General features: G+C 72.9%; 22 protein-coding genes. 6 read left to right on the forward strand and 16 right to left on the reverse strand.

All coding sequences use genetic code 11. From position 1 onward, the window contains the following. Positions 1-202: 202 nt before the first annotated feature. Positions 203-772, reverse strand: coding sequence for a MarR family winged helix-turn-helix transcriptional regulator (locus ACWGPF_RS12620; RefSeq protein ID WP_452333148.1), 570 nt, complete (start codon positions 770-772; stop codon positions 203-205). A 133-nt stretch (positions 773-905) separates the two neighbouring features. On the opposite strand from ACWGPF_RS12620, the gene ACWGPF_RS12625 reads away from it, so the two are divergent. Continuing rightward, on the forward strand, positions 906-1,805 hold the full coding sequence (locus ACWGPF_RS12625) for a hypothetical protein (protein WP_452333149.1): 900 nt from the start codon (positions 906-908) through the stop codon (positions 1,803-1,805). A gap of 328 nt (positions 1,806-2,133) precedes the next feature. Continuing rightward, the gene (locus tag ACWGPF_RS12630; protein ID WP_452333150.1) at positions 2,134-2,502 is read left to right on the forward strand and encodes a YchJ family protein; all 369 of its coding nucleotides are present in this window, start codon (positions 2,134-2,136) and stop codon (positions 2,500-2,502) included. Here ACWGPF_RS12630 and ACWGPF_RS12635 read toward each other — a convergent pair. The 11 genes from ACWGPF_RS12635 to ACWGPF_RS12685 all read right to left on the reverse strand — a co-directional run bounded on the left by ACWGPF_RS12635 (position 2,475) and on the right by ACWGPF_RS12685 (position 16,015). Continuing rightward, on the reverse strand, positions 2,475-3,269 hold the full coding sequence (locus ACWGPF_RS12635; protein WP_452333151.1) for a hypothetical protein: 795 nt from the start codon (positions 3,267-3,269) through the stop codon (positions 2,475-2,477). The genes ACWGPF_RS12630 and ACWGPF_RS12635 overlap by 28 nt on opposite strands. 33 nt (positions 3,270-3,302) lie before the next feature. Beyond that, complete coding sequence (locus tag ACWGPF_RS12640) at positions 3,303-4,064, reverse strand: lytic transglycosylase domain-containing protein (protein WP_452333152.1); 762 nt, start codon at positions 4,062-4,064, stop codon at positions 3,303-3,305. A 341-nt stretch (positions 4,065-4,405) separates the two neighbouring features. Next, on the reverse strand, positions 4,406-7,294 hold the full coding sequence (locus ACWGPF_RS12645; protein ID WP_452333153.1) for an HtaA domain-containing protein: 2,889 nt from the start codon (positions 7,292-7,294) through the stop codon (positions 4,406-4,408). Between the two features lie 80 nt (positions 7,295-7,374). After that, on the reverse strand, positions 7,375-7,959 hold the full coding sequence (locus ACWGPF_RS12650) for a hypothetical protein (RefSeq protein WP_452333154.1): 585 nt from the start codon (positions 7,957-7,959) through the stop codon (positions 7,375-7,377). A gap of 203 nt (positions 7,960-8,162) precedes the next feature. After that, complete coding sequence (locus tag ACWGPF_RS12655; RefSeq protein WP_452333155.1) at positions 8,163-9,200, reverse strand: WxL protein peptidoglycan domain-containing protein; 1,038 nt, start codon at positions 9,198-9,200, stop codon at positions 8,163-8,165. A gap of 73 nt (positions 9,201-9,273) precedes the next feature. Next, positions 9,274-10,401, reverse strand: coding sequence for an HtaA domain-containing protein (locus tag ACWGPF_RS12660; protein WP_452333156.1), 1,128 nt, complete (start codon positions 10,399-10,401; stop codon positions 9,274-9,276). Between the two features lie 86 nt (positions 10,402-10,487). Beyond that, a complete protein-coding gene (locus tag ACWGPF_RS12665) occupies positions 10,488-11,762 on the reverse strand; it encodes a hypothetical protein (RefSeq protein ID WP_452333157.1) in 1,275 nt (424 codons plus the stop codon). Next, positions 11,759-12,919 carry a hypothetical protein gene (locus ACWGPF_RS12670; protein ID WP_452333158.1) on the reverse strand — a complete coding sequence of 387 codons (1,161 nt, stop codon included), beginning with the start codon at positions 12,917-12,919 and terminating at the stop codon, positions 11,759-11,761. Before ACWGPF_RS12670 ends, ACWGPF_RS12665 begins: the two co-directional genes overlap by 4 nt. Next, positions 12,916-13,764, reverse strand: coding sequence for a heme ABC transporter ATP-binding protein (locus tag ACWGPF_RS12675; protein WP_452333159.1), 849 nt, complete (start codon positions 13,762-13,764; stop codon positions 12,916-12,918). The genes ACWGPF_RS12670 and ACWGPF_RS12675 overlap by 4 nt, the downstream gene beginning before the upstream one ends. Then, positions 13,761-14,921 (reverse strand): FecCD family ABC transporter permease, encoded by a 1,161-nt coding sequence (locus ACWGPF_RS12680; protein ID WP_452333160.1) that lies wholly within the window; start codon positions 14,919-14,921, stop codon positions 13,761-13,763. The genes ACWGPF_RS12675 and ACWGPF_RS12680 overlap by 4 nt, the downstream gene beginning before the upstream one ends. Then, entirely contained in the window at positions 14,918-16,015 is a 1,098-nt protein-coding gene (locus ACWGPF_RS12685; RefSeq protein ID WP_452333161.1) for a heme/hemin ABC transporter substrate-binding protein, read from the reverse strand. Before ACWGPF_RS12685 ends, ACWGPF_RS12680 begins: the two co-directional genes overlap by 4 nt. Before the next feature lie 70 nt (positions 16,016-16,085). Here ACWGPF_RS12685 and ACWGPF_RS12690 point away from each other — a divergent pair, with 70 nt between their 5' ends. Both ACWGPF_RS12690 and ACWGPF_RS12695 read left to right on the forward strand, forming a co-directional pair. Further along, positions 16,086-16,391, forward strand: a complete 306-nt coding sequence (locus ACWGPF_RS12690; protein ID WP_452333162.1) for a DUF2470 domain-containing protein — start codon at positions 16,086-16,088, stop codon at positions 16,389-16,391. A 40-nt stretch (positions 16,392-16,431) separates the two neighbouring features. Beyond that, on the forward strand, positions 16,432-17,085 hold the full coding sequence (locus ACWGPF_RS12695) for a biliverdin-producing heme oxygenase (RefSeq protein WP_452333163.1): 654 nt from the start codon (positions 16,432-16,434) through the stop codon (positions 17,083-17,085). A gap of 18 nt (positions 17,086-17,103) precedes the next feature. Here the strand turns inward: ACWGPF_RS12695 and ACWGPF_RS12700 are convergent, their stop codons facing one another. Next, entirely contained in the window at positions 17,104-18,345 is a 1,242-nt protein-coding gene (locus tag ACWGPF_RS12700) for an MFS transporter (RefSeq protein WP_452333164.1), read from the reverse strand. A 28-nt stretch (positions 18,346-18,373) separates the two neighbouring features. Here ACWGPF_RS12700 and ACWGPF_RS12705 point away from each other — a divergent pair, with 28 nt between their 5' ends. Further along, the gene (locus ACWGPF_RS12705) at positions 18,374-18,913 is read left to right on the forward strand and encodes an NUDIX domain-containing protein (RefSeq protein WP_452333165.1); all 540 of its coding nucleotides are present in this window, start codon (positions 18,374-18,376) and stop codon (positions 18,911-18,913) included. A gap of 74 nt (positions 18,914-18,987) precedes the next feature. After that, positions 18,988-19,761 (forward strand): SDR family NAD(P)-dependent oxidoreductase, encoded by a 774-nt coding sequence (locus tag ACWGPF_RS12710; RefSeq protein WP_452333166.1) that lies wholly within the window; start codon positions 18,988-18,990, stop codon positions 19,759-19,761. Positions 19,762-19,765: 4 nt separating this feature from the next. Here ACWGPF_RS12710 and dcd read toward each other — a convergent pair whose 3' ends face one another. The 3 genes from dcd to ACWGPF_RS12725 all read right to left on the reverse strand — a co-directional run bounded on the left by dcd (position 19,766) and on the right by ACWGPF_RS12725 (position 22,087). Next, positions 19,766-20,371, reverse strand: coding sequence for a dCTP deaminase (gene dcd, locus ACWGPF_RS12715; protein WP_345438250.1), 606 nt, complete (start codon positions 20,369-20,371; stop codon positions 19,766-19,768). A 457-nt stretch (positions 20,372-20,828) separates the two neighbouring features. Next, positions 20,829-20,999 carry a hypothetical protein gene (locus tag ACWGPF_RS12720; RefSeq protein ID WP_452333167.1) on the reverse strand — a complete coding sequence of 57 codons (171 nt, stop codon included), beginning with the start codon at positions 20,997-20,999 and terminating at the stop codon, positions 20,829-20,831. A 2-nt stretch (positions 21,000-21,001) separates the two neighbouring features. Continuing rightward, a complete protein-coding gene (locus ACWGPF_RS12725) occupies positions 21,002-22,087 on the reverse strand; it encodes a fatty acid desaturase family protein (protein ID WP_452333168.1) in 1,086 nt (361 codons plus the stop codon). Positions 22,088-22,092 lie beyond the last annotated feature (5 nt).

Genomic DNA, 22,092 nt, shown 5'->3' on the forward strand with positions numbered 1-22,092 from the left:
CCGGGTCTCCACGACCGCCTCGCTCCTCGTTGCGCGGGGGATGGGGGCGCGGGCGGACGGCACGGGCGCGCACACCGCAGGAGATCCGCGCTCGGCGCAGCCGGTCTGCCGCGTGATACTGCGGATGGCGCCCTGTGCGATGGCGGGATCTCTTGCGCTGTGTCCGCGGGACGGGGCGACGGGTCGCCGGGGGCGGCCCTGCTCAGGGAGTCGGCGGGCGCTGCGGCCACGCATCCGCGAGGCGCGTCAGCAGCATGGCGAGCTGCTCGCGCTCGGCGTCGGTGAACCCCCCGAGCGCCTCCTCCACCGCGTCGGCGCGGGCGCCGCGGGTACGGGTGGCGAGCGTCTTCCCCTCGTCCGTGAGGACGATGAGCGTGCGACGGGCGTCGTCGGGATCGGCCTCGCGGCGGGCATGCCCCGTCTCCACGACGGCCTGCACGAGGCGGCTCGCCCGCGGCTGGTCGACGCCGAGGCGCTCGGCGATCTGCCCGACCGACAGCGGCGCATCCGCCGACACGAGCACCTCGAGCAACCGCATCCGCGCGACAGAGCGGCCGAACGGCCCATGCGGATGGTCGCCGTGGGGCCCGTGGGGATGACCGTGCCCGCGCGCGAACGGGCCGCGTCCATCGGCTCCGGGGAACGGAGCCGCGCCATCCGGCCGGCGCCCTTCGAAGCCCGGGGGCCGCCCGAACGGGCCCTCGCCTCCTCGGCGCCCGAGACGCAGGCGGGCGAGGGCGGCGGCGATGCGGGCGGCGGGCGCGTCGGACATGCAATCCAAAATACATGACAGTTGACATGCACTGAGCTTGCATGTCATCATGCATACATGTCATCTGACATGTGAAGCGGATCGATCCGCCGGCGCCGACAGGGCGCCACCGATCCGCGACGAGAGGATCACCATGACCACCGACATGAACACACCCGACATCCCTGACATCTCCGACCGCGACCGCGCCGGGCGCCGGCCGCTCGGGTTCTGGCTCACAGCCGCCGACGCCGTGCTCGCCCGGGAGATCGACGACGCCCTCGCGTCCGAGCACGTCGACCGCCGCGACTGGCGTCTGCTGAACGCGCTCGCCGGAACCGTCGACGCCCCGGGTCTCCACGACCGCCTCGCGCGCAAGCCGCATCGGGTCGCGCGTCTCGCCGACCGCGGATGGACCGCGCTCGAGGACGGCGAGTGGACGCTCACCGAAGACGGACGCGCCGCCCTCGACCGCATGACGACGGCTGTCGCCGCCGTGCGCGAGCGCGTCGCGGCGGCCGTGCCCGCCGACGACCTCGACACGACGATCGCCTCGCTCGAGGCGATCGCACGCGCGCTCGGATGGGAGGAGGGCGCACCGCTCCCCCGCCGCGCGAAGCGCGCGGGGCGGGGCGATCGCGCCGGGCGAGCCGAGCCCCGCGGCCGACGCCGCGGCGGCCAGCCGGATGCTCACGGTGCCTGGCCGGGGCGCGGCCACGGGTTCGGACCGGAGCACGGAATCGGGCCGGGCCACGGCCACGGCTTCGGGCACGGACACAGATTCGAACCGGCCCACGGGCGCGGCTTCGGGCACGGGTTCCGCCCGGACGGCCACGGACCTGGCCACGGCTTCGGGCCGGATGACCGCCACGGGTTCGACCCGCACCGAGGCCACGGCCACGACCGGGGAGGGCGACGCCGCCACGGGTTCGACCCGCACCAGAACCACGACCGCTGTTTCGGCCCCGACCTCCGGCATGGCGCCGGCATGGGCCAGGGCGACCACCGCCGCCACGGCTTCGGACGGCCCCACCGCCGCGACGACGCCGCGTGACCACCCGCTCGCGTCGCACGACCTGCCTCCCGAGCAGCGGGCCGTGCGACAGGGAGCACCCTCCATGCCCGGCGTCGACGTTCGAACGACGGCGCCGGGCATTCGCACATCCCTCCAGAGATTCCGCGCGGTGCATACCTCCGGCGCCATGGTCTGTGCACAGCCTCCGCCCGCGCGATCACGGGCCTCCCGTCGCGCCTCTCCACAGCGTCTCCACACTGCGCACAGGGCTCTGCACACCTTCTCCACATGGTTATCCACAGGCTGGGGAGAAGCCCGGGAGGCGTATGCGCTGCGGGCATTCGAACGCACGCCGTAGGCTCGGCCCGTGAGCTTCGCCGAGAGGTGCCCGTGCGGCAGCGCCCGCCCCTATCCGAGCTGCTGCGGCGCGCTCCACAGCGGCGCGCGGCTCGCCGAGACGCCGGAGGAGCTCATGCGCTCCCGGTACGCCGCCTTCGCCCGAGGTGACGCCGACTACCTCGCGCGCACGTGGCATCCGCGCACCCGGCCCGCCCACCTCGACCTGCACGACAACCCCGTGTGGACGGGCCTCGAGATCGTCGAGGCGAGCGGTGACGAGGTCTCCTTCGTCGCGCATTTCACGACGGCGGATGGCCCCGGCCGGCTCGCTGAGCGATCGCGCTTCGCCCAGCGCGGAGGCCGCTGGGTCTATGTCGACGGCGACGTCGCCGACTGACCATCCCACCCGCGCACGCGGTGTACGACGGCGCTCTTCGGGTAGGCGCCCGCGGGCGCCGCGACCTCGAAGAGGTCGACGAGCAGCATGAGCGGGTAGCCGGGCGCCTGCGCGATGCGGCGCACGAGCACGCCCTCGCACCCGACGATCGTCTCGCCGCCGCCCCACACGACCGTCCACGTGTGCGGCCGCGCGGCGTCGAACGGCAGCTCGACCTCGGCCATGTCGGTGCGCAGCCGCCGATCGCCGTGCGCCTTCACACCGACCCGCGCCGTGCTCTGCGGCCCGATCGCCTCGGCGTCGATCTCGAACACGCAGATCTCGCCGGCGTCGTCGGCGCTCTCGTGTTCGACGCCCACGAGCCACGCCGCGAGCATGCACCCGGGGTCGGCGCTCGCGCTCACCGTGATGTCGATGCGCCCCGACGCCGGAGCCCACAGCAGCCGCGTCGGCGTGGGCGTGCGCACGGCGAGCCCGTCGGGCCGGTGCCGGTGCGTTCCGACGGCCGAGCCGAGCGGGCCCGAGTGCGCGGCGGTCTGCAGGTTCGACACCCGCAGCGGCGCGTCCTCGGGGCGCCAGTCGAGCTGATCCGCATCGATCCGCAGGCGCAGCCCTCCCGCGACGACATCGTGCCGCGCGCCCGAGCGCTCGGGCGTCGTCCAGTGCGGCAGGTAGTGCGCGATCCACAGCGCCGGGTCGGGCCCATCTGCGAAGTCGTCGTCGATGTCGGGGCGCCGGTGCGGCGCAGAAGGCAGCGATTCGGGCACGCCCCGACGCTAGCGCGGGGCGCCGACATGCCGTCAGCCGGCGGCGGCGTAGCGCGTGGCCGCCTCGGCGACCTGCAGCTGGTAGTCGTCGGTGTCGTTGTACGAGCGGATGGCCGCGATCCACGCGTCCGATCCCTCGAGCGTGCCGCGCGCCTGGCAGAGGTACCGGGCGGCCGTGAGCGCGACGTCGTCGATGTCGTGAGGGTCGACGACACCGTCGCCGTCGGCGTCGACCGCCCACAGCGACCACGTCTCGGGGATGAACTGCATGGGCCCGACGGCTCGGTCCCACATCGTGTCGCCGTCGAGCGAACCCCCGTCGGTGTCGGGGATGGCCATGGTCTCGTTCGTCCCGTCCAGCGGGATGCCGACGATCCCCGGGCGCGCAACGCCGTCGGCGTCGATCGCGCCGCCGAGCAGGGTGCCGTGATGGCTCTCGACCCATCCGATGCCCGCGAGCGTGTTCCAGCCGACGGCGCAGCCGTAGCGCGTCCGCGCGGCCAGGTCGGCGGCCGCGTATGCCGAGAGCGCGCGCTCGGGGATGCCCGTGGCGGCGGCCACGCGCACGACCCAGTCGGCGTCGACCACGGCGGCGGCCGTCGCGGTGTCCGCCGAGGTGGGGGTCTCCTCGGCGGAGAGCGGTGCGGCGGGCTCGGCTGCGGTGACCGCCGGGCTCGGCGGGGCGGGCGGCTGCCCCGGCTGCAGCGCAAGGGCGACGAGCCCGCCGATGACGCCGAGCGCGACCACGCCGCTCACGGCCGAGACGGCGATCTGCGCGCCGTTCCGCCGCGCCATCCGCCTCCTCCGTGCCATCCGCTCAGCCTGCCCGATGCGCCTGACCGTCTGCCCCGCGGAGGGCACGGAGGACACAGCGCAGGAGATCCACACACCCCCGAGGCGGGCACGCCGGACACAGCGCAGGACATCCGCACACCCCCGCGACAGGCGCCCGCACCATCCGGGCAGAGGCCGCGGGCCGGGGCTCAGGATCTCCTGCACTGTGTCCACCTCCGCACGGGCTCCACCACCTGCACAGGCTCCACCTCCTGCACTGTGTCCACCGCCCGCCAGGATCCACCGCCTGCACAGGCTCAACCTCCTGCGCGGTGTCCGCCTCCCGCCCGCCCAGCCGGGGGTCAGCTCACCGCCGTGACGGTGACGAGGGCGCGGTAATCTCCGGCCGGCACGTCGTCGTCGATCCGCAGCGCGAGAGCCGCGCCGAGCGCGGCGCTCGCGGGCCCTGTCGACACGGCGAGCGTGCGCGACTCGGCGAGCCCCGAGGCTGCCGGGCCTGCGACGACCGCCGCGCTCTCCGACACGGCCGTGGGGGTCCACGAGAGGCCGTCGGCGGAGAACGAGGCGGCGCCCGACGCGAAATCGCCCACGCGCGCCGACACGGCCCATCCCGCCGCCGTCGTGCGGGTGTCGTCGACGACGACCGTGTTGAGCGACCCGGATGCCGTGAACGAGTCCCCCTCCCGTGTCGCCGTGCCGAGGTGCGCGCCCTGGCCGGGTGACCACGACCACGAGAACGAGCCGCCCGGAGTCGCCCCGTCGGGGAGCGTCACGACGACCTGACCCGCCGACGGCGCGCCCACCGTGAGCGCGGCGGGCTCGGTGAACGCCTCGCCTGCGACGTTGACGAGCCGGGCGCGGAACTGCGAGCCGTCGGCGCCTTCGGTGACCCGCAGCGTCGCGCCGTCCACGGTGTAGACGTCCGAGTCGACGATGTCGACCCATCCGCCGCCTTCGGCACGCTGCCAGGTCACCGCGGGCTCTGGCGCACCGAGCGCCGACACCGAGAAGACCGCCGTCGCCCCGGCCGCGACGGCCTGCGGCTGCGGATGCGCCGTGACCCGCGGCGCGGCGACCACCTCGACGGCGAGCTCGACCGCATCCGACACGACGTCACCCGCATCGCTGCGCGCGATGAGCCGGTAGCGGGCGCCCGCGAGCGCCTCGCCCGCCTGCACCGTCAGCCTCGACGTCGTCGCGCCCGCGTGCGTGCCGTCGTCGGCGACGTCGCGCCATCCCGACGCCGTCGACGTCTGCCACTGCAGCGCGTCGGCGCCCTCGACCTCGGCGGAGAACATGACGGCGGCGGGCTCGGCAGGGCCGGGGGAGCCGTCGTCGAGATAGCCGGTCGCGGTGAGGACGGCCGTCTGCGACGTCGGCTGCGTCGCGAACGTCGGGGCTGCCTGCCAGTCGTAGACGTACGCGGTCCGATACGTCTTCTGCGCGACGTACTGCTCGACGGTGAGGAGGTTGGCGTTCGTGATGGCCGTCGGGTACGAGGTGCCGGCCGGCGACGGCACCGTGATGAAGACGCGGTCGCCGACGGCCGCGACCGAGGTCGGCACGCCGACGCCCTCGCCGACGACGAGCTCGGCGAGCAGGGGCAGCACGCCGTCGGCCGTGTCTCGGCCGTCGAACGCCTGCACGAGCTTCGACGCCGAGTTCACGACGTACACGCGGCCGGCACCGTCGATCGAGAGCGCCGTGGCGTAGGCGGGAAGCGGGGTGCGCGCCACGACGGCGCCGCCCTCGATCGTGGCGATCCAGCTGCCGCTGGCGGTGAGCGACTCGTTGACGATCGCGTGCACGGTGCCGGTCTCCGCATCCCGCACGATGCCGGCCGCCCTGTCGGCGTCGGCGGCTGTCGTCGTGAGGGTCACGGCGCGATCGCGATGCACGACGGGTGCCCCCGCGCGCAGGCCCGTGACCGGGTAGAGCGCGCGAGTGCCCGCGGTCGACCCGGCGTCGTAGATCCACGCGTCGCCCGTCGTCTGCTCGACCGAGAGGTAGCGGGCCCCGACCCCGGTGAGCTCGGACAGCAGATGCTCCTGCGTCCAGGCGCCGCCGACGCGCGTGAACGTGAAGAGGCCCTTCGCCGCGTCGAGGAAGAACAGGCGTCCGCCGGACGGGTCGACATCGACGGTCGCATACGAGGGCGATGCCGACATCCCCGTCAGCACCTGCACCGCGCCGTCGGCCGTCGGCGGGATCACGACGAGCCCGTGGTTCGCGATGTGCGCGAACACCTCGCCCGTCGCGGTGTCGAGGGCCGCGGTGTAGAGCATGTAGGCGGGGTTCGCCCCGACCGATGCGGTGCGCCCCTGGGTGAGGTCGAAGTGCGCGCGGACGTCTCCCGTCGCCGCCTCGACGATCGTCGCGGTGACCTCGCCCTGGTCGGGGTGGGGGATGCGCGTGGTCGCCGCGATGCAGTCGGCGTAGACGCCGACATTGTGGGCGCGGCACTGCGTGTAGACGGAGGGGCTGTAGCCCGTGGCGATGATCGTCACGGTGCCGCGCGCCTCGTCGGCGACGACGTGCACGGGCTTCACGCCGCCCTCGACCTCGCCGGCGGGCGTCAGTGATGCGGCGCCGGGTTCTGCCCAGTCCTCGCCTTCGCCGTCCGCCTCCCAGTCGCCCGTGAGACTCAACGAGACGGGGTCGAGCACGGTGCCCGCCCCGTAGAACCCTCCGAAGGCGGCGGCCCCGGTCGCCGTGAGGGTGGCAGGGATGCCGGTCCAGTCGAGCGTGCCCGCTCCGACGACACGGTCGCCGCGGGTCGCGTCGAGCGTCGCGAGGTCGACGCGCCCGTAGTCGACGGTCTCCCCCGTGGTCTTGTTGCTCGTCACGTCGGCGCGCAGCGTCGCCGAGCCGTCGGCCGCGATGCGCGCCTCGAGGTCGGCAATGCGCAGGTCGAGCACGCCGTCGTGCCCCGTGAAGTGCACGGCGCCCGTGGTCGCGACCACGACCTCCCCCGAGGAGGCGTCGTACGACGCGTTCGACGAGGGCCAGCGGTAGGTGCCGTCGGCGTTCTGCGTCACCCCGCCCTCGAGCGTCGCGCTGCCGTGCGCGGTGCCGGTGATGTAGGTGCGGAAGCTCGCCTTGATCCCCCAGTCGACGAAGGCGCCGCCCTGTGCGGACGCGAGACTCGAGATGCCGACGACGGCGCCGAGGGCGAGGAGAGGGACGACGAGGGCCGCGAGCAGGCGGCGCGGGCGACGGCGGATGGCCATGGGGCGGATGCTCTCTGGTCGGGTGGAGCGCGAGGGAAGGAAGGGAGGGAGGGCGCCGTGGGGCGCCCTCCCCTGGACGTTCAGCCGAAGTAGACGGGGATCTTGTTGTCGTTGCCGCGATCCCACGAGCCGTGGGCGCTCAGCGTGTAGACGAAGCAGTCGACGCGGCCCGCGGTCGTGTCGGACGGACCGCTCGTGCAGGTGAACGAGTTCGCGTCTCCATCGGAGAACGTCGACTGCACGGTGAGGGGCAGACCGTCGAAGTCGCCCGCGGTCGTGAGCTCCCACTCGTCCGAGGCCGTCGCGTCGGCGCCGTTGTGCACCCAGAACTGGCCGCCCGCGTGCGACGCGAACGTGCTCGCCTCGAGGTAGACGTCCTCGATCTCGACGTCGGGCCCGAAGGCGACGTAGATGCCGGCGTCGGAGAACAGCCATCCCGCCCAGGCGGGGTTGTAGTCGAAGCCCTCGCCCGAGATCTCGATCGTGTGGCTTCCGGAGCCGCCGGTGTAGATGGCGGCCGCCGACGACCCGGCGCCGTTGTCGATGTGCAGCGGCACGGTCGCCGCCGACGCGCTCAGCGGTGCGACGGCGAGGAGCGCGAGCGTCGCGCCCGTGGCCGCTGCCGCCTGGAGTGCGCGCTTCGCGCGCGGGGTGATGACAGTCATTTCCCTGATGCCTTTCGGTATCGTCGGGAGAACGCCGGTCGGCGCTCTCTTCCAGCGCGGCGCCGTTCTCACGGCGCCGTTCTCGAGGCCGCCGGCGCGCCGGGGCGAGTCCCTTTCCACTGAGCTCGCCCCGGCACCCCTTCCGGGGCGCGGCCGACGTCGTCGAGCGACGGACGGCTCCGCGCGGACGCGGAGCCGAGGTCTCACATCCGCGGCTCCTCTCGGCGTGCCCGAGAGCGGCGGAGCAGGACAAGGGCGAGCACGACCCCGGCGACGACGAGGACGAGGAGTCCGCACAGCGTCCACGAGACGGCGGGCGTCGAGAGCTCGACGGTGACGGCGGCGAGGGGCTGCGCTCCGAGCCCCACCGCGGCGGGGGCGAGCGTCACGGCTCCCGTCAACCACCCGATGGCGGGCACGTCGGCGAGCACGCGCTCGACGACGATGGTCGAGCCCGGCACCACCTCGGGTGTCGTCTGGGCTCCGAGCGCCACGGCGCCCACGCCGAGCGGTCCCGCGAGGGCGACGGCGTCGTCGGCGAGCACGCGCGTGTTTCCGGTGTTCTCGAGTCGGTAGGTGACGGTGACCGAGCCGCCGGCGAACGGGTTCCAGGAGGGGGCGAACACCGCGTTCGCGTCGACGATCTCGGCCGAGGGCGTCAGCTCTCCCGACACACGCAGGTTGAGGCGGATGCCGAGACGGCGGTCGACGGCGAGCGGCTCGCCGTCCGTCCGGGTGACGAGCGAGGTGACCACGCCGGCGGGATGGTCGCCGGGAGACGCGTCCGCGGGCACCGTGACGGTGAAGGGCACCTCGGCGGACTCCCCCGGCGCGAGCACGATCTCGGAGACGTCGAGGGCGATCCAGGCGCCGGAGTCGTCGAGCGGCTCGTCGGCGAGGCGCAGGTCGAGCACCCCCTCGGCCGTCGTGTAGGCGTCGGCGGCGTACACGCCGAGCGCGAGCGACTCGGTCCCCGTGTTGCGCACCACCATCGCGTCCTCGACGACGGCACCGGGGTCGACCTCGTAGTCGAAGTTGGCGCGGTCTGCGTCGCCGCCGGGTTCGACGCCCCAGGCGACGCCCTCGGATGCGGATGCCGCCGCGACGGGGGAAGCGGACGCCACGACGGGGGAAGCGGATGCCGTCTCGGCGGCAGGTGCGGCCGCCGCCGGTGCGGCGACGGCGAGCAGGAGGGCGACGGCGGCGGCGAGCGCGGCGGTCGCGGAGCGGGTTCGGGTCATGGCTCCGGGTCCAGGCGGGGTGTCCCCCCGGCGCGGAAGTCCTCTTCCGCGCCGGGGGAGGCGATGGTCGGCGTCAGCTCAGGGCCGTGACCGTGACGGTGGCGGCGTAGTCGCCGGCCGGAGTGTCGTTGGGGACCGACAGCGAGAGCTCCGCGTCGACCTCGGCGCTCGCGGCGGCGGTCGACGAGGCGAGCACGGTCGACGAGCTGAGGTCGCTCGCGGCCGCTCCCGGGGTGACGGCCGAGCTCGCGGAGGTGACCGACGGCGTCCAGCTGAGGTTCTCGGCCCCGAACGAGCCGGCGCCCGACGTGAAGTCGCTCACGCTCGCCGAGATCGACCAGTCATACGGCTCCGATCCGCCGGTGCGCGTGTCGGTGACGACGATCGTGTTGAGCGCACCCGACGCGACGAAGCTGCCGTTCTGCTCGACCGCGGTGCCGAGGCTCGCGGCGTCACCGCTGCCCCATGCCCACGAGAACGCCCCGCTGGGCTCGGTCGGGGTCGTCGTCTCGGGCACGGTGACGGTGATCTCGTCCTCGCCCGCCGGCTCGACGGGCGTCTCGCCCGCGCCCTCGATCGTGGCCGTGACCGAGAAGTCGTCGAGCACGGTGCCCGCCGCGTACAGCGGGTTGGCGCCGGCGCCCTCCTCCGTGACGACGACGTTCGTGCCGGTCACGGTGACCTGGTCGCCGTCGATCGTGACGACGGGCGAGCCGATGTCGGCGAGGACGACGTCGGTCTCGTTGAAGGTGCCCTGCGGGAACGAGCCGAAGGCGATGTCGGCCTTCACGTAGGTGTCGGCGACGATGCTCGCCTCGGCGCCGTCGACGACGATCGAGATGTTCGAGAGCGCGACGTCGAAGAAGTGCGCCGTGTAGGTGAACTGCGCCTTGCCCGCGGTGTCGATCGTGACGGTGTCGGCGTCGACGACGTGACCGCCCGCGACGGGGAACAGGAAGCCCGCGTTCGCCGCCGTGCCGTTGCGCTCGGCGCCGTCGGCGGCAGTGATCTGACCGCCGCTGGAGACGTAGTTGCGGAAGCTCGCCTTGTAGCCCCAGTCGAGGTCGCCGCTGTCGGCGACGACGTCGTTCTCCGCCGCGTTCGCCGGTGCGGCGAAGGCGACGCCCGCCAGGGTGAGGGCTGCGGCGGCGAGGGTCGCGGCGGTGCCGCGGCCGAGCCGCCTGGTGATCGTGGAGTCCACGTTCGTCCTTTCGCTGTGTGATCCACCCGTTCGGCACGCGCCGAACGGGACGGGTTGAACCAAGGTAAACCTAACTTAGGTGAGCCTCACCTTACAAGTCGAGAAGGCGGCTTCATCCACGGGAGGATCGGGATCCCCGCGAGGTGCATGGCGGCGAGCGCCGCGACGAGACCCGCGAGCATCGCGACGAGCCCCGGGAGCGAGAAACGCGAGAACCAGTCCCCCGCGTCGGGGATGAGCCCGGTGCCATCCGTCCGGACGAGGCTCGCCGTCGCGGTGGTCGGCGCCGCGGCGGCCGCAGCCGTCGTGGTCGTGACGGGCGCCGCGGCGGTGGGCGCCGCGGGCGCCGCCGTGGTCGTGCGCGCTCCGAGGCTCGGCTGCAGCACCTGCCCCGTGCCCTGCGCGGGCGACTGCACGGGCGGGTCCGACGACACCGGGACGGCGGCATCGTAGCTGACGTACAGCGTCGTGGGCGGCTTCACGCTGTCGCGCTGCCCGTTCGTCGTCATCCAGTAGCCGGCCTGCCCGAGCCGCTCCTGGAACTGCAGGAACGTCGCCGGGAACGCCCCCCAGTACGCCGCGTTGTCGAGCGTCTTGGCTGCCTGGCCGTCGATGGCGGACGCCACGCCGACGTAGGCGGGGATCTCCGCGAACCCGCCGGAGGAGAGCTGCGCGTCGTGGATCTCCGCGATCACGACGTCATCGGCCGAGATCGGCGCCCACTTCGACATGTCGTCGCGCGAGCTGGCGTAGCCGCTGAGATCGGCCGTGACGACGCCGTCGCCGTCGGCATCCATGACGAGCCTCGGGTCGCTCGCGCTCCAGTACGACATGCCGCCGTAGAACGCGACGGTGAATGAGCCCGTCCACTGGATCTCCACGCCCTCGGCGGAGGCCTCCCCCACGCCACCCGAGACGACGACCTGCGACTCGGTGCGGCTCGTGAGCGAGGTCGACGAGACGGGCACCCCGTCGCGGTCCAGGCACTTCGTCTCCCAGGTCGCGGGGGCCCATCCACCCGTCGACGTCGCCTTCACGATCGAGACATTGCCGCTCTCCGATGCGTAGAAGCCGTCCGAGGCCGTCCACTCGCGGGCGCCGCCCGCATCGCCGGCGACGCCGGCGGAGAGGAAGTTGCATCCCCCGGCGAACGCGCCGCTGTTCGCCTCGTCGCTCACTCCCCAGCGCAGCTCCGCGTTCGCGATCTCCCCCTCGCCCGCATCGCCGCCGCCGGATGCGGCGTCGGGGATGGTGACGGTGAGGTCGGAGCCGTCGCCGTCCTCCGCCGACGCCGATGCGATGCCCGCGAGCGGCGCGACGATCAGGCCGAGCACGATGCCCGCGGCCGCGACGGCCTTCACGCCGTCACCGCCGTGCGGGCGCGGCGCGCTCTCGCGGCGCGCACGATCGCGGTGACGACGTTCGCGACGACGAGGACGGCCGCGAGGGCGACGGCCACGAGCATGACGGTGATGACCCAGGCGGGCGCTCCGCTCTCGGTGGCGGCCGCCGCGCCGGCGACGGCGTTCGCCGCCACGGTGATCTCGGTCTCGACGACGCCCTCCGTCGCGGCGCCCGTCACGGTGACGAGATGCGTGCCCGCCGCGAGGTCGGCGGGCAGCTGGAGGACGCCCGCGACCTCGCCTGCGGCACCCGCCGCGAGCGGCCCGACCGCGGAGACGCCACCGTCGAGGGTCGCGACGACCTGCTCGCCGGCCGCGAACCCGCGCGCCGTGAACGAGAGCACGTCGCCGGCGGTGAGGGTCCCGGTGCCGATGCCGAGGCGGAGATCCCCGATCGCGACCGCTTCCTGCGCCGTCGCCCCCGGGGCGGCGTCTGCGGAGTCCGCGGCATCTCCCGAGGCGGCCGACGCGTCGGATCCCGTCGCCGCCTCGGTCGCCGGTGCTTCCGCTCCCGCCTCCGGCACGACGAACTCGACGGGCGTGAAGGTCTCGTTGGCGGCGTTCTTCACACCATGAGCGCCGAACGTGATGACGCCGCACTGCACCGACAGGCAGTCGACCGTCGTGGCGTTGCCGCTGCGGTCGAGCGCCTGGAACTGCGGACCGGGCACGGTCATCTGCACCGACCACGAGCCGGACGCGTCGATGACGGCCTGCGCCGACGCCTCCGTCTCGCTGCCGGGGAACGAGACGAAGCGCTGGTAGCCCTGATTGTCCTTCGACTCGCTGTCGGGGATGTAGAGGTAGTCGTCGCCGACGACGCCGCCCTCACTGGGCTTCCAGCCGGCCGGGTCGACCCATCCGAAGAGCACGTAGATGCCGCCGAAGCCGCCCTGCACGGACTGGAATCCGGAGCCGGACACCGTGATCGCCGTCGCGTACTCGGCGTCGACGCGGCCGTCGCCGAGCGTGCTCGTCACGGAGACGCCGGCTGCCGCGTGCGCCGCCGTCGCGGGGGCGAGGAGCGCCGCCCCCAGCGCGATGAGCGCCGCGGCCGCGGCGGCGCGGACCCGGCGGACGGCGCGACGGGCGGTCGCGACTGGCGGAGTGGTCATGGGTCGGTCCCTTCGGGTGGGAGCACGTGCGCGATGCCCGTGCGGACGACGTCGGAGAGGGCGGGAGGCGCCGCGCCTCGATCGGGGACGACGAGCGGGGGCTCGCCGGGGAACGGCGCGATCACGCGCACCGGGTGGCCGTAGACATCGCTCAGGAGCGCGGCGTCGAGCGCGCGGGCGGGGCTGTCGACCACCCGCAGCCGCCCGTCGTGGAGCACCGCGATGCGGTCGGCGTGCGCGGCCGCGAGGTTGAGGTCGTGCAGCACGATGAGCGCCGCGCCGCCGGCCGCCGCGTGCGCGCGGGCACGGAGCAGCACGCGCTCCTGGTGCCGGATGTCGAGCGCCGCCGTCGGCTCGTCGAGCACGAGGACGGGCGCCGCCTGGGCGAGCGTGCGCGCCAGGGCCGCCCGCGACCGCTCTCCGCCGGAGAGCTCCGTCGTGCGCCGCGCCGCGAGGTGCGCGACCTCGGCATCGGCGATCGACGCGGCGATCACGGCGTCGTCGTCGTCCGCGAGGGGATGGCCGCGCCACGGCGTGCGCCCCATCTCGACGACCTCGGCCACGGTGAAGGGGAACGACACCTCGTTCGCCTGCAGCAGCACCGCCCTCGTGCGGGCGAGCTCCCGCCGTCCCGTCCGCGCGATCGGCTCGCCGAGCAGCCGCACGTCGCCGCCGTCGAGGGCGACGTCGCCGACGAGCGCCGCGAGGAGCGTCGACTTGCCAGCGCCGTTGGGGCCCACGAGCACGAGCACCTCGCCGCGGCGCAGGTCGATGTCGATGCCGTCGAGCAGCAGGCGTCCGCCGAGGCGCACCCGCAGCCTGCGGGCCTCGATGAGCGCGGTCATGCCCATCCCCCCGACCGTCGGCGCGCCCGTCGGAGCAGCCAGAAGAAGAAGGGGCCGCCCACGAGCGCCGTGATCATCCCGATCGGCAGCTCGGCGTAGGGCACGAGCGTGCGCGCGGCGAGGTCGGCCGCGCTCAGCAGCACGGCGCCGCCGAGCGCGCTCGCGGGCAGCAGGAGCCGGTGACCGGGCCCGAGGATCATCCGGAAGACGTGGGGCACCACGAGGCCGACGAACGCGATGATGCCGCAGGTCGCCACACCCACCGCCGTGAGGAGCGCCACGAGGGCGATGGCGATCATGCGCAGCCGCTCGACGTCGACCCCGAGATGGCGCGCCTGGCGCTCGCCGAGCGCGAGCAGGTCGAGGCGCCGGGCGAGCAGCAGGCAGGCCGCCGTGCCAAGCACGAGGAAGGGCGCGGCGACGGCCACGTCCTGCCAGCGGGTCCCGTTGAGCGAGCCCATCTGCCAGAAGACGATCTGCTCGCGCTGCTGCGTGTCGCCGAGGAACACGAGGAGCGCGATGACGGCGCCGCCGAGCGCGTTGACCGCGACGCCCGTGAGCACGATCGTGACCACCTCGGTGCGCCCACCCGACCGCGAGGAGAGGTAGACGAGGAGGGTCGTGAGCACCCCCGTGGCGAAGGCGAACGCGAGCGCCGTGAAGCTGCCGAGGAAGGAGAAGCCGAAGACGATGACGAGGCACGCCCCGATGGCGGCGCCGCTCGAGACGCCGACGACGGCGGGCTCGGCGAGCGGGTTGCCGAAGACGCCCTGCATGACGGCTCCGGAAATGGCGAGGCCTGCGCCGACGAGCGCGGCGAGCACCACGCGGGGGAAGCGGACGGCCCAGAGCGTCGCGTCGCCCTGCGGATGAGCCGGGCCGGGCAGCGCGGGGAGGCTGAGCCATCCGGCACCGGCACCCTGGACGGCGGCGTTCCAGTGGCCCACGAGCGAGCCGACGACCTCCCCCGGGGGGATGCGGAGCTGTCCCGTGCCCGCCGACACGACGAGCAGGATGGCGAGGGCCGCCGCGAGCGCCGCGAACGTGGCGATGCGCACGGTGCGCGACCGGCCGACGCGCGGATTCGCGCGCGCGGCGGCCGCGCCCCCGGAGTCACCCGCGCGGACGCCGGGCTCCACCGCGGTCACGGCGCTCACCGCGCCTCGTCGGGGGCGTAGACGGCGACGGCGAGGGCATCGAGCACGTCTGCCGTCGCGGGGCCGAAGCTGAGGATCTCGGTGTCGTCCATGTCGACGAAGCGGCGGTTCTCGCCGGCGGGGGTCTGCGCGAGGGCGGGCAGCTGCTCGAGGAGGCCGTCGACGCCGCCGGCCGACTCGATGCCCTTAGTCATGACGAGCACGAGCTCGGGCGCCGCGGCGATGATGCCCTCGTCGGTGACGGGCTTCATCCCCTCCCAGCCGATCTCGGCCGCGACGTCGTAGCCGCCGAGCGCGTCGATGAGCGACTGAGCGCCCGATCCCTCTCCGAAGAGGTAGTACACGCCCGCATTGCCGCGCACGTAGAGGAAGACCATCCGCAGCTTGTCGGCATCGTCCTGCGGCGCGACGGCGGCGATCTCGGCGATCTTCGCGTCGATGAGCGACTGCGTGCGCGCCGCGAGCACCTCGCCTCGCTCGGTCACGCCGAGGGAGGCCGCGACGGCGCCGATGAGGTCGTCGACGTTCTCGGTCGACCGCGCGGAGTCGAAGACGACGACGGGGATGCCGGCGTCGCGCATCTGCAGGATGACGTCCCACGGGCCGAGGCTCGTGTCGGTGAGGATGACGGTGGGGGCGAGCTCGAGGATGGCCTCCGCGTTCAGATCGTGGCCGTTCTCGGTGACGACGGGCCGGTCGGAGATCTCGGGGAACGCGCTCGACACGTCGCGGCCGACGACGCTGTCGCCGAGGCCGAGCTCGAAGACGATGCGCGAGAGCGATCCGTAGATGTCGAGGGTGAGGATGCGGCTCGTGTCGGTCACCGTCACCTGCGTGCCCTGGTTGTCGACGACGGAGACGGGCAGCGTCTGGGCGCCGTCGGTCACGGGGTCGATCGCGGAGGCGGCCGACACGGCGGTGCTGGGGCCGGTGAGCGCGTGGGGATCCGCGGCGACCTCGACGGTCTCGAGGCGGGGTGTCACGGCTCCCGCTGCGGCCGTCGTACCGCCCGCGGCGGTGCAGGCCGACAGCGCGGCGACGATCGCGACGAGCAGGGTGGCCGCGATGCCGCGGCGGAGGGAACGGGGACGCATGGAGGACTCTCGGGTGGGTAAGGGATACCTAAGTACGAAATGTCAGCGTAGCAAGGCTAGCCTTACCTTCATGACCCACGTCTTCCCCGACGAGGTGGTCGCGGCGGTGCTCCGGCACATGAACGGCGACCACACCGACGACAACCTCCTGATCGTCCGCGCGTTCGCCGACCCTGCGGCGGCCTCGGCCGTCATGACCCGGTTCGACGGCGACGGCGGCGAGTGGGAGGCGACGGCAGCCGACGGCACGACGTCGACCGTCCGCGTCCCGTGGCCCGGCGGCGCGATCGACGACCGCCCTGCGGTGCGCCGCGAGGTCGTGGCCCTGTACGACGCCGCGTGCGCCGCGCTCGGCCTCGAGCCCCGGCCGCACTGACCCCTCCTCCCCCTTCCCCCGAGCCCGGAAGACCGCCATCATGACGAACGTGATCCCCCTCTCCGCCGCCATCCGCACGCGCTCGCAGGCCGCGCACTCGTCGAGCGAGGGCGCCGGCTTCATGTCGTCCCTCCTGCGCGGCGAGCGCACGCGCGACGACTACATCTCGCTCGTCGCGCAGCACTACTTCATCTACTCGGCCCTCGAGGCCGCGACCGAGCGCATGCGCGACGAGCCGGTCGCCGCGCGCTTCATCAGCGACAAGCTCACGCGGCTGCCCGCTCTCGAGGCCGACCTCGCGTTCCTGCTCGGCGGCGGATGGCGCGAGCGGATCGCACCGCTCCCCGCGACGGCACGCTACGTCGCACGCATCGAGCAGGTCGGCGCGACGTGGGCCGGGGGGTTCGTCGCGCACCACTACACGCGGTACCTCGGCGACCTGTCGGGCGGACTCCACATCGGGCGGGTCATCCGACGCCAGTTCGGGTTCGAGACCAACGGCATCGGGTTCTACCTCTTCGGCGACATCGCCGACCCGACGGCGTTCAAGGACCACTACCGCGACGAGCTCGATGCGGCTCCGTGGGATGACGCCGAGAAGGAGCGCGTGATCGACGAGGTGCTGCTCGCCTACCGCTTCAACACCGAGGTCTTCGAGGAGCTCGCCATCGAGCGCGGGAGCGCGATCGCCTGACCGCCGCGCGGCGGCGGGCTACGGGGCGGCGTGCTTCGCCGCCGCGATGTGGCCGAGCTGCCGCCAGACGAGCAGCAGGGTGATCCCCGCTCCGGCGAACGCGAACCACCACGGTGCGGTGAGGCCCCACACCTGCGCGATGGCGCCGCCGAGCCCCTGGCCGACGACCATCCCGCCGAAGACGCACACCATGTTGAGCGAGCCGACGCGGCCCTGCAGGGCCGTCGGGACGACGCGCTGGCGCACCGTCGTCGAGATCGTGTGCCACACGAACGCGTACGCGCCGAAGCCCGCCATGATGACGAGCGCGACCCATCCCTCCGTCGTCAGCGCGAAGGCGAGGTGCATGAGCACCTCGAGCGAGAGGCACACGCGCATGAGCGTCGCGAACGAGACGCGCCGCTCGAGCCATCCGAATGCGAACGTGGCGACGATGCCGCCGAGGGCCGAGGCCGTCGTGAGCGCGCCGTAGCCGACCGGCCCCATGCCGAGGTGGTCGGTGGCGTAGAGCACGAGCACGCCCCACGGCGCCGCCCACGTGATGTTGAAGACGAGGATGACGAGCGCGAGCGTGCGCATGGGCGGGTTGCGGAGGATCCACCGCAGGCCCTCCGCGATGTCGCGGCGCACGGGCGGATGGCCTCCCTCGCGCGGCGGCAGGGGCGGCAGCGCGATGCGCGAGACGAGGACGACGGCGAGAGACACGCACACGACCTGCGCCGCGAAGGGCCACACCATCCCGGCGGCGAAGAGGAAGGCGCCGACGGGCGGGCCCGCGAACTGGTTCGCGACGAGGTAGCCGCCCTGCATGCGCGCGTTGGCGAGTCCGAGGTCGCCCGGCGGCACGATCATCGGCAGCACCGTGCTCGACGCCGAGTCGGCGAACACCTCGGCGACGCCGTAGAGGAACATGACCGCGAGCACGACCGCGATCGACACCGTCCCCGTGGCGATGAAGACGCACAGCACGCCGACGACGACGGCGCGCACGCCGTTCGCGGCCATGACGAGTCGGCGGCGGTCGAAGCGGTCGGCGATCGCGCCGGCGTGCAGGCCGAACAGCAGCCACGGCAGGTACTGCAGCATCGCGGCGAGGGCGACGAGCAGGGGCGCGTCGGTCTGAGAGGCGACGAGCAGCGGGCCTGCGGCGAGGGCGACGCCGTCGCCGACGTTGCTCGTCCACGCCGAAGCGAGCAGCCAGCGGAACCCCGGACCCATGCGCCGCGGTGCGATGAGGTCGCCCAGTGATGCCACGGTCATCCATTCTGGCCGAACTACGCTGGCGGGCATGGCCTGGTCGACGCGCAGCTCCCGCACCGTGTACGAGAACCCGTGGATCCGCGTGCGCGAGGATGCCGTCGGCCGCCCCGACGGCGGCGAGGGCGTCTACGGCGTCGTCGAGCTGCGGCATCCCGCCGTGTTCGTCGTGGCGCTCGACCCCGACGACCGCGTGCTGCTCGTCGAGGTCGACCGCTACACGGTCGGCCCGTCGTGGGAGGTCGTCGCGGGCGGCAGCGACGGCGAGCCCGCCGAGGTCGCCGCGCGGCGCGAGCTGCGCGAGGAGTCGGGGCTCGAGGCTGACGAGTGGATCGAGGTCGGGCGCATGAACGCGCTCAACGGCATCTGCGTCGCGCCGGAGACGGTGTTCATCGCGCGCGGTCTGCGGGCCGTCGCCGACGCCGCGCCCCATCAGGCGGAGGAGGGCATCACGTCGTCGCAGTGGGTGCCCCTCGACGAGGCGCTTCGGATGACCGTCGACGGGCGGATCACCGACGGGGAATCGATCGCCGCGCTCGGGATGGCCGCGGTTCGGCTGCGGATGCTCTGAGCATCGACGCCGCCGATGCCCTGCATCGACGGAGTCGGGTTCCCCTCGCGCGGGCCGGTCCGTAGCGTCGGGGCATGGGCTTCCCCGGACTCGATGGAGAGACGGTGGTCGTCACGGGTGCGGCGGGCGGCCAGGGTGCCGCAGAGGCGCTGCTGCTCGCCGGCGCCGGTGCGCGCGTCGTGGCGACGGACATCCGCGACGGCGCGACGGACCTGCTCGACGCCGCGGTCGGACTGCCCGGCAGCGTGACCTACCGGCGTCTCGACGTCGCATCGGAGCGGGACTGGGCCGAGCTCGCGGGGGCTCTCGATGGCAGGGCCGTCAAGGGACTCGTCAACAACGCCGGCGTCACGCACCGGGTGCGCATCGGCGCGGTCGACCGCGCCGAGTGGGATCGGGTGCTCGCGATCAACGTGACGGGTGCGATGCTGGGCATCCAGGCGTTGCTGCCGCTCATGGGCGCCGGCTCCTCGATCGTCAACATCGGGTCCGCCGCCGCCGTGTCCGGTCACTACACGGCGGCCTATACGACGAGCAAGTGGGCGCTGCGCGGCCTCACCCACTCGTGCGTCACCGAGCTCGGCCCGAGGGGCATCCGCGTCAACATCGTGCACCCCGGGTTCATCCGCACCGAGATGACCGCCTCCGCGCCCGCCGCCTTCGCCGACGCGAACCTGCGTCTCGCTCCGCTCGGCCGCGCGGGCGAGGCCGACGAGGTCGCACGGGTCGTCGCGTTCCTCCTGTCGGATGCCGCCGCCTATGTCACGGGCGCCGAGCTCTCCGTCGACGGGGGCCAGCGGCTCTCCGGCGCCTCGGCCATCCTGTCGGAGGCGCTGCGCGGGGCGTGACGGTTCAGGCCCCGGTCGACCCGGCTTCCGTCACCGACACGTCGGTGCGGTGGAAGTTCTGGAACGAGCGGGAGGCGGTCGGGCCGCGCTGACCCTGGTAGCGGTTGCCGTAGGGGCCGGAGCCGTACGCGTTCTCCGCGGCCGACGTGAGCTGGAAGAAGCAGAGCTGGCCGATCTTCATGCCGGGCCACAGCTTGATCGGCAGGGTCGCGACGTTCGCGAGCTCGAGGGTGACGTGCCCCGTGAAGCCGGGGTCGATGAACCCGGCCGTCGAATGCGTGATGAGGCCGAGGCGACCCAGCGACGACTTGCCCTCGAGACGCGCGGCGATGTCGTCGGGCAGCGTCACCTGCTCGAACGTCGCGCCCAGCGCGAACTCGCCGGGGTGGAGGATGAAGGGCTCGTCGGGCTTCACCTCGATGAGGCGCGTGAGCTCGGGCTGATCCTCTGCCGGGTCGATGAAGGGGTACTTGTGGTTGTCGAAGAGGCGGAAGTACCGGTCGAGCCGAACATCCACACTGGAGGGCTGCACCATCGCGAGGTCGAGGGGGTCGAGCCCGATGCGGTCGGCGTCGAGCTGGGCCTTGATGTCGCGATCCGAGAGCAGCACGGTGCCAGCGTAGTCGGACGCGGCCATCCGCCTCACTGCCCGTATCGCGAGACGTCGTCGACGACGGAGGCGCCGCGAGCGGCTCGCCCGCGTGCATCGACGATCACGGGCGGTGTGGCGCTCGTCTCTCCCCAATGCCGCCGACGCTACCCTGCACGCCGCTGCTGTTATGCCGGCGAGGTCGCGTCTCGTACGCGTACGGGGCTGTAGTTCAATGGCAGAACTTCTGCTTCAGATATGCGGGACAAGGCATCGCGGGCCAGTAGAGTTCATCTACATTCACTCGCGTTCATCATGACTCACGGACCAGTTTGGCGCGTTTCCGCCCAGTACGCGCCATCGATTGCACGGGTCTGCGCGTAGCCTCTCGCCATGGACTTCCTCGCCGACGGCGTCGAGCCCGCATGCCCGACCTGCGGGACGGTGCTGCACGCGCACCCGCGCGGCTGGTGGTCTGTCAGCGCGGGGCCCGGGTGCGACGTGCGCGTTGGCGGATGAACCCGAATACAACGGTCCCGATGAACAACACGATCCCGATGATCGCCAGCCAGAGCAGACCCTCGAAGGCGAACCCCACGATCGAGAGCACGAGCCAGGCGACGAGCAGGATGACGAGCACGGTCCACATGTTCAGTCCCTTCCGTATTGTGCGGCGATCGGACAGCGGAACACGTCGCGCTCCCCGAGTCCGACGCGGTTGATGTAGCGCACCACGATCGCGTACGAGGCGACCAGGCTGGTCTGCGCATAGGGGATGCCGTGCGTGCGGCAGTAGTCGGCGACGATCGGTGCGGCCTTGCGCAGGTGCGGTCGCGGCATCGAGGGGAAGAGGTGGTGCTCGATCTGGTGGTTCAGACCGCCCATCAGGGCATCGACGAACCGTCCGCCGCGGATGTTCCGGCTCATGAGCACCTGCCGGCGCAGGAAGTCGAGCTTCACGTCGTGCGGCACGATGGGCATCCCCTTGTGATTGGGCGCGAATGACATCCCCATGTACACCCCGAACAGCCCGAGCTGCACGCCGAGGAACGCGAAGGCGATCCCGGGCGAGAGGACGAGGAAGATGAGAGCGTTGAAGCCGACGAGACGGACGACGAGGAAGGCGATCTCGATCCAGCGCCGGTCCACGTGCTCGCGCGCGATTACGCGTCGCACGCCAGACGCGTGGAGCGAGAGGCCCTCGAGCAGGAGCAGCGGGAAGAAGAACGCTCCCTGGTGAGCGCGCAGCCAGGTGAGGATCGGGCCGTGCGAAACGGCTCGCTGCTCGCGGGTGAGGGCGATCACCGGCAGGTCGATGTCGGGGTCGGAGCCCTCCTTGTTTGGGTTCGCGTGGTGCCGTGTGTGCTTGTGCTGCCACCAGCTGTAGCTCATCCCGACCAGCAGGTCGGCGAGCACGATGCTTGTCCAGTCGTTCCAGCGGCCGGAGGAGAAGATCTGCCGGTGCGCCGCGTCGTGGCCGAGGAAGGCGAGCTGGGTGAGAACGGCCGCGAACACCACCGCGGTGAAAAGCTGCCACCAGGTGTCGCCGAGGAGGATGAACACGACGACGCACCCGACGAGCGCGATCGGAAGCAGGATCAGCCGCACCCAGTAGTAGCCGTATCGCCGTCTGAGCAGGCCCTGGCTGCGGATCTGGTCAGCCAGCGCCGTGAACTCGCTACCGCGGGGTCGCTCCGACCGTGGCCCTCGGGAAACAGTCTCGCGGATGCCGGACATCGCCA

Source organism: Microbacterium sp. NPDC055683 (assembly GCF_053617895.1).